The following is a 7,153-nucleotide window of genomic DNA, read 5'->3' on the forward strand; positions in this document are numbered from 1 at the left end:
TAGGGCCATTAGGACGGCTTGCGCTTCGCCAGCAGCCGGTTACTGTGCAGCAAACTACTTCTGGTGAAGCGTAAGCCCGCCCTAGACAACAGCGGCACCACCCTCATGGCCCAAAGCCCCAACACCAGGACCAAAAATGCAGCAAGCCCCCAAGCCGCCGCTATAAGAACAAGGCCGAGCAGGTGCCCGTCGTAAAGCAAAGAAGGCACGAAAAAGCCCCAGCGAGGAAAACCTCGCCGGGGCAATTTCTCAAAGGGACGTGTAAGCCCTTAGCGGTCTAGCTTAGTTGCCAGCCAGCTTCTCGCGCAGAGCAGCGAGCTGCTCGTCGGAAGCCAGGGTGCCGCCTGCATTGTCTGCAGCCGGTGCGGCCGGAGCAGCCGGAGCTGCCTCGCCGGACTCGGAGGAGTAGTTCGAAGCGGTCTCTGCAGCCTCGGCAGCTGCAGCGCGGTGACGCTCGATCTGGGCAGCGTGCAGCTGGTGGTGACGCTCTGCCTCTGCGTAGCGAGCCTCCCACTCTGCGCGCTGGGTCTCGAAGCCCTCCATCCACTCGTTGGTCTCCGGGTCGAAGCCCTCCGGGAAGATGTAGTTGCCCTGCTCGTCGTAGGAGTCGCCCATGCCGTACTTGGTCGGGTCGAACTCTTCGGTGAAGTCCTCGTCAGCCTGCTTGAGGGACAGGGAGATACGACGACGCTCGAGGTCGATGTCGATGACCTTGACCATGACCTGCTCGTCGACGGAGACAATCTGGTCCGGAACGTCGATGTGGCGGGAAGCCAGCTCGGAGATGTGAACCAGGCCCTCGATGCCCTCCTCGACGCGGACGAACGCACCGAACGGAACCAGCTTGGTGACCTTGCCCGGAACAATCTGGCCGATTGCGCGAGTGCGGGCGAAGACGCGCCACGGATCTTCCTGAGTAGCCTTCAGGGACAGGGAAACGCGCTCGCGGTTCAGGTCGACCTCGAGAACCTCGACGGTGACCTCGTCGCCAACCTGGACAACCTCGGACGGGTGGTCGATGTGCTTCCAGGACAGCTCGGAAACGTGAACCAGGCCGTCAACACCGCCGAGATCGACGAATGCGCCGAAGTTGACGATGGAGGAAACGACACCCTTGCGGACCTGGCCCTTCTGCAGCTGGTGCAGGAACTCAGAGCGGACCTCAGACTGGGTCTGCTCGAGCCATGCACGGCGGGACAGAACGACGTTGTTGCGGTTCTTGTCGAGCTCGATGATCTTGGCCTCGATCTCCTGGCCGATGTACGGCTGGAGGTCGCGGACACGACGCATCTCGACGAGGGAAGCCGGCAGGAAGCCGCGCAGGCCGATGTCGAGGATCAGGCCGCCCTTGACGACCTCGATGACGGTACCGGTAACCGGTTCGTCGTTCTCCTTGAGCTGCTCGATGGTGCCCCAAGCACGCTCGTACTGAGCGCGCTTCTTGGACAGGATGAGGCGGCCTTCCTTGTCTTCCTTGGTCAGGACCAGCGCGTCGATCTCATCGCCAACTTCGACCACTTCGTCAGGGTCGACATCGTGCTTGATGGACAGTTCGCGGGAAGGAATGACACCTTCAGTCTTGTAGCCGATGTCGAGAAGAACCTCGTCGCGGTCAACCTTAACGACGGTGCCTTCAACGATGTCACCATCGTTGAAGTACTTCATCGTCGAGTCGACAGCGGCCAGGAAATCCTCAGCGGTGCCAATGTCGTTGATGGCAACCTGAGGGACGTTAGAAGTGGACATATAAGATGTGCTCCGAAGCGGATAGAAATCGAAAAACGGACAATTTCGGCCTTGCCCCTCAAAGAAACCCCTGGACAACCGGGCCAAATCCGCTTTCGGCGAATCTCACCATTGGCAATTAGTTAACCCGATGTCCATGAAGCTCGAGGCTGCAAAGTCGGCACGCTAATGCATACCTAGCGAACAATACCGATTTGAGCTGCGACATTCAAGTCCGCAACACATCCGCGGCAAGCCCGCATCAAGTCCGCCGACCAGCACTACGGCCCGACCTTCGCACCACTAATGCGCAGCAGTATCCCAGTTCACACCAGCACCGATGGAAACATCCAACGGCACCAGCAATTCAGCCGCCGAGTCCATCTCGCGATGCAACAGCTCCTTGATGGCTCCCTCTTCCCCATCTGCAACTTCAACAACCAGTTCGTCATGAACCTGCAGGAGGACACGTGAGCGCAACCCGCCCCGTCGTAAAGCATCGTCGACCCGGAGCATCGCAATCTTAATAATGTCTGCCGCCGACCCCTGAATCGGCGAGTTCAATGCCGCACGTTCCGCGTTATCGCGAGCGATGCGGTTGTCGGCGTTGAGTTCCGGCAGGTAGCGACGACGATCGAACATCGTGGCCGTAAAGCCGTCCTTGCGCGCCCGCTCAACAACCTTGTGCAGGTAATCGCGCACGCCGCCGAAGCGCTCGAAGTAGTCCTCCATGAGCTTCTTCGCCTCGCGCTGCGGAATGTCGAGCTGCTGCGCCAGACCAAAAGCACTCAGACCATAAGCCAGACCGTAACTCATCGCCTTCACACGACGACGCAGCTCGGGCGTAACCTCATCGATGCCGACACCGAAAACCTTCGAACCAACGTAGTTGTGCAGGTCCTCGCCCTGTCGGTAGGCCTCAATCAGCCCCGGATCCTGCGACAGGTGCGCCATCACGCGCATCTCAATCTGCGAGTAGTCCGCGGTGATCAGCTGCTCATAGCCATCGCCGACCACGAACGCCTCACGAATCCGTCGCCCGAACTCCGTGCGCACCGGGATGTTCTGCAGATTCGGCTCCGTCGACGACAGACGCCCCGTCGCCGCGACCGTCTGATTAAAAGTCGTATGAATACGGCCATCATCAGCGACAGCCTTAATCAGCCCCTCCACGGTCGACTTCATCTTCTGCGACTCGCGAAACTTCAGCAGGTAATCCAGGAACGGATGCGGGTTGACCTTCGCCAGCCCCTCAATCTCCTTCGCCGCCGTGGAATAGCCAGTCTTCGTCTTCTTTGTCCTGGGCATCCCCAGCTGGTCAAACAGGACCTCTTGCAACTGCTTCGGCGATCCGAGATTCAACTCAGGCTTATCGACGAGGTTGCGAGCCTCACTCTCCGCTTCATCGGTAGCCGCCTGCGCCTGCTTTCGGAGCTCCTCGAGCGCATCAACATCGACAGCGATACCGGCACGCTCCATCCGACCCAGCACTGGGGCGAGCGGGACTTCCAGGTCGGCGTACACGCTGTAGAGCCCGGCCTCGTCGAGTTCGACAGCCAATCGCTCAGCCAGGTCGATGACGGCGGCGACATAGGAAGCGTCTTCGGCCGGGCCATCGAGCAGGGTCATTTGGCCATCGGCCTGCGAAAGAGTCTGGCCCAGGTGACGCTGGACGACGTTGTCCAAGCTGTAGCTGCGCTGGCTTGGGCGCAGCAGATACGCAGCCAGGAAGGTGTCGTGGATGACCCCGGCCAGCTCGAAGTCGTAGTTCCAGAGTGCATGCATGGCCGTTTTAGAGTCATGCACCAGCTTCGGATGGTCGCCAGCGAGCCACTCGCGCAGTGCGTCGGCATCTTCGGCGGAAAGATCACCCAAGTCGAGAGAAACAGCCTGGCCGGAGGTCTTGCCCTTCTCATCTGCGGAGCCAATCATCAGGGTGTGCTCCCCGACCTGCAACGCGGCCGGCTCGTGCAGATTATCGAGCCAGGCAGCCAGGGCGCCGTCGTCAAGCGAAACAGCCTCGAGCTTTGTCGCACTGTCGCTGGTGGAGGCGGTGACGCCCGCGCCTTCGATGGAAAGGGTGCGGAACACGCGCTCGCGAAGGTTGTCGCCGAATTCGAGGCGGTCGAAGAAGTCGATGATTCCCTGGGCGTCGGCGGGACGGAGCTCGAGCTCGTTCGGACCGTATGGCAAGGGCAGGTCCTTGACCATTTCGGTGATGTCGCGGTTCAGCTGGACGTTTGCGACGCGCTCGCGGAAGTTATCGCCGACTTTGCCGCGGATTTCGTCAGCGTGGTCGATGAGGTTTGCCAGCGTGCCGTACTGAACGATCCACTTCGTCGCGGTCTTCTCGCCGACCCCCGGAATGCCCGGGAGGTTGTCGGAGGGGTCGCCGCGGAGAGCCGCGAAGTCCGGGTACTGAGTCGGCGTCAGACCGTACTTCTTCTCGATAGCAGCAGGCGTGAAGCGATGCAGCATGGTGACGCCGCGCATTGGATAAAGCACCGTGGTGGTGTCGTTGACCAACTGGAACGAGTCACGGTCACCGGTGACGATGAGCGTTTCGAAGCCCTCGGGCTTGGCCTGGGTAGCCAACGTCGCGATAATGTCGTCGGCCTCGTAGTTGTCCTTCTCCAGCGTGACGATGCCCATCTCTTTCAGCAGCTGCTGAATAAGCGGCACCTGACCACGGAATTCCTCAGGAGTCTTCTCACGCTGAGCCTTATACTCCGGGAAAATCTCGTTGCGGAAGGTCTCGCGGGCGACGTCGAAGGCGACCGCCACGTGCGTGGGCTTTTCCTCGCTGAGGATATTGGACAGCATAGAAAGGAAGCCGTACACCGCATTCGTTGTCTGACCACCGGTGGTTGAGAAATTATCCACCGGAAGGGCAAAGAACGCGCGGAAGGCCATGGAATGACCGTCGATAAGCATGAGGGTCTTCTTCATGACATCCCAGTGTAGGAAAATATTGAACAGCGTAGGAAAACTGAGATGCGCGCTGAGGAATCGCGAGCTGCGGAGGATGAGCTGTTGGCCAGTCAGCTTCAGTGAACAGTAATTACGGTAATCAGGCTGTATTTTGAAACGGGTTCAGTAGCCCCTTAGCCCACCTGAACAGTGATTCGCAAGAGTGAGCCTCTCGAGCGTCGCTTGGCACCTGGTTTCAGTTTCCGAAATGCTGTAATCCAACTTTAATATTCGCCTTATTTTCCTGGAGTTTTCCATATTTTCCAGCGATTGTTCAACAGCATGCACGGAACCTGCCCCAAATGAGGCACCTAGAAATTACCCCCTCTTTGAGGTGGCCGCGAAAACATATCACCACGTCCTGCGCATGCCTCTGAAATCAATTGGCGTAGTTACGCTTTCATGGCTTTAGACTCTTCAGCATGAGTGAGTTCGATTCGACCGATTTCCAACGGAGCGCCCAGTCCACCCGCGAGCGCATCATCGCGGCTGCAGCTCGGCACTTCGCGCGCAAGCCTTTGCGAAGCGTGCCGCTGAAGGAAATTGCCAGCGATGCGGGCGTTAGCGCGCCGCTCATCATCAAGTACTTCGGCTCCAAAGAAGGTCTCATGGCCGAACTGATTGACTTCAGCCAGTTCAAAGGCACACTCAGCCGAGCTCCCTTCAATGAACTTGGCCAGCGGATGGCCAGCGCTATTTTGACTGGTCAAGGAATGGCCGGACAGTCCATGATTCCACTGATTGTCGGATCCCTCGACTCCGAGGAAACCGCAAAAGTCATTGCCGAGCGGTTCAATGAAGCTGTTGCAGATGACCTAATTCGCCGCGTCGAAGCGGACGGACCGGAAGACGTTAGCTACGACACTGCTGTGCACCGCAGCCAGATGGCTATTTCCCTCTGCGTCGGATACCTAGTTCTTTCCGACACCGGCCTAATCGATGAGGCCAACGCGCCGAGGATTTCGGTTGAGGCCCTGGGCAGCTGCCTGCAGCAAATCATCGAACACGGCTAAGAACCGAGCACGGCTAAGAAAGCAGCTCCACTGCCCACCGCCTACTGCCCCCCCCCCACTGCCACCGACTACTCCTGCGTAACTCACTGAATCAGCAGCGCCACCCCAGGCGCTGCTTTTTTGTTTTGTGTCTTTAATCGCACCCCGAAGCTACTAATACACACACGGAAATACGCTTCTTCTCAGGTGGAAGACATACAATGGCCTGCGATGTCTACTGAAAATACGAGCGCTCCTGGCGCAGAGTCGACCACGCTGCCGACCACGAGCCCCTACTCTGAAATCCCGAAGCCGACCCCGCTGGGTGTCATCGCCAACGCAGTTCGCGGTGGCCTCATTGGTCTCGCCGAGACGATTCCGGGGGTCTCCGGCGGCACCCTTGCGCTGATCACGGGCATCTACGGACGCCTGATTGAATCGGCAAAGCGCATCACCGACCTGCCGCGGGCAACTTCGAAGGGCACCTTCAAGGAGGACCTTCGCAGAATCGACTGGTGGCTGCTCATCCCGGTGGCTATCGGCATGGTTGCCGTGGTCTTCTCCATGGCAGGCATCATGGAGAACTTCGTCACCAACCAACCAGTCGCTTCCCGAGCACTGTTCATGGGCATGATCGCCGCCTCGATCACCATGCCGCTGAACGAGCTACAGCCAGGCGCTCTGCGTCAGCCGGGCATGCGCGGCAAGGCCATCGCAGTCTTCCTGTTCTTCAGCATCGCCCTGTTCGCGCTGACCTCCCTCCCCCAGGCCGCACCGACGCAGCCGCCTCTCTGGCTCGTACTCATCGCCGCCTCGATTGCCGTGTGCGCACTGGTTCTGCCGGGCGTTTCGGGCTCTTTCTTCCTGCTGGTCATCGGACTCTACGCACCGACCATGGGCGCAATTCACGACCGTGACTTCGCCTACATCGGCACGTTCTTCGTCGGCGCGCTGATTGGCATCGTCCTGTTCATCCGCCTCCTCGAATGGCTGCTGAGTACGCACCAGGCGCTCACGTTGGTCGCCATGTCCGGCCTCATGCTCGGTTCACTGCGCGCTCTCTGGCCGTGGCAGACCGAAAACAACGAGCTCCAGGGCATCGGCTCCGACTGGGGACTCGCCCTCGGACTGTTCATTCTCGGCGCCGCAATCGTCAGCGTCGTCGCTTATGCGCAGCGCCGTTTTTCTAATTCGGGGTCGATGGACTAAACTAGTCAAAGTCGCTTCGATAGAGCATTTTCGCTTATCGACGGCTTTGCGCCCCTGTAGCCCAATTGGCAGAGGCAACGGATTCAAAACCCGTCCAGTGTGAGTTCGAGTCTCACCGGGGGCACGATTTTAAAACCCGCTTTCACCTGGCTTTTAGCCTGGTGGGAGCGGGTTTTTGGTTGGGTTAGTATTCACTATCTTTCACTCTTTTTCACGCACTTTCAGGGTTAAGTGACAAAAAGTGTGTCCGCTCGGTG

At 59.1% G+C, this 7,153-nt stretch carries 4 protein-coding genes and 1 tRNA gene; 3 read left to right on the forward strand and 2 right to left on the reverse strand.

The genetic code is table 11. From position 1 onward, the window contains the following. Window positions 1-282: 282 nt before the first annotated feature. Both rpsA and polA read right to left on the reverse strand, forming a co-directional pair. Entirely contained in the window at window positions 283-1,746 is a 1,464-nt protein-coding gene (rpsA, locus tag HMPREF2849_RS06445; RefSeq protein WP_070862771.1) for a 30S ribosomal protein S1, read from the reverse strand. A 282-nt stretch (window positions 1,747-2,028) separates the two neighbouring features. After that, window positions 2,029-4,659, reverse strand: coding sequence for a DNA polymerase I (polA, locus tag HMPREF2849_RS06450; RefSeq protein ID WP_070862773.1), 2,631 nt, complete (start codon window positions 4,657-4,659; stop codon window positions 2,029-2,031). A gap of 458 nt (window positions 4,660-5,117) precedes the next feature. Between polA and HMPREF2849_RS06455 the strand changes: the two genes are divergently transcribed. The 3 genes from HMPREF2849_RS06455 (at window position 5,118) to HMPREF2849_RS06465 (ending at window position 7,020) form a co-directional block, all read left to right on the forward strand. Continuing rightward, the gene (locus HMPREF2849_RS06455; protein WP_049190009.1) at window positions 5,118-5,708 is read left to right on the forward strand and encodes a TetR/AcrR family transcriptional regulator; all 591 of its coding nucleotides are present in this window, start codon (window positions 5,118-5,120) and stop codon (window positions 5,706-5,708) included. A gap of 210 nt (window positions 5,709-5,918) precedes the next feature. Further along, entirely contained in the window at window positions 5,919-6,896 is a 978-nt protein-coding gene (locus tag HMPREF2849_RS06460; protein ID WP_049190011.1) for a DUF368 domain-containing protein, read from the forward strand. Between the two features lie 50 nt (window positions 6,897-6,946). Next, window positions 6,947-7,020, forward strand: a tRNA-Leu gene (locus tag HMPREF2849_RS06465). Window positions 7,021-7,153 lie beyond the last annotated feature (133 nt).

The organism is Corynebacterium sp. HMSC073B01 (genome assembly GCF_001838255.1).
GTDB classification, from domain to species: domain Bacteria; phylum Actinomycetota; class Actinomycetes; order Mycobacteriales; family Mycobacteriaceae; genus Corynebacterium; species Corynebacterium jeikeium_D.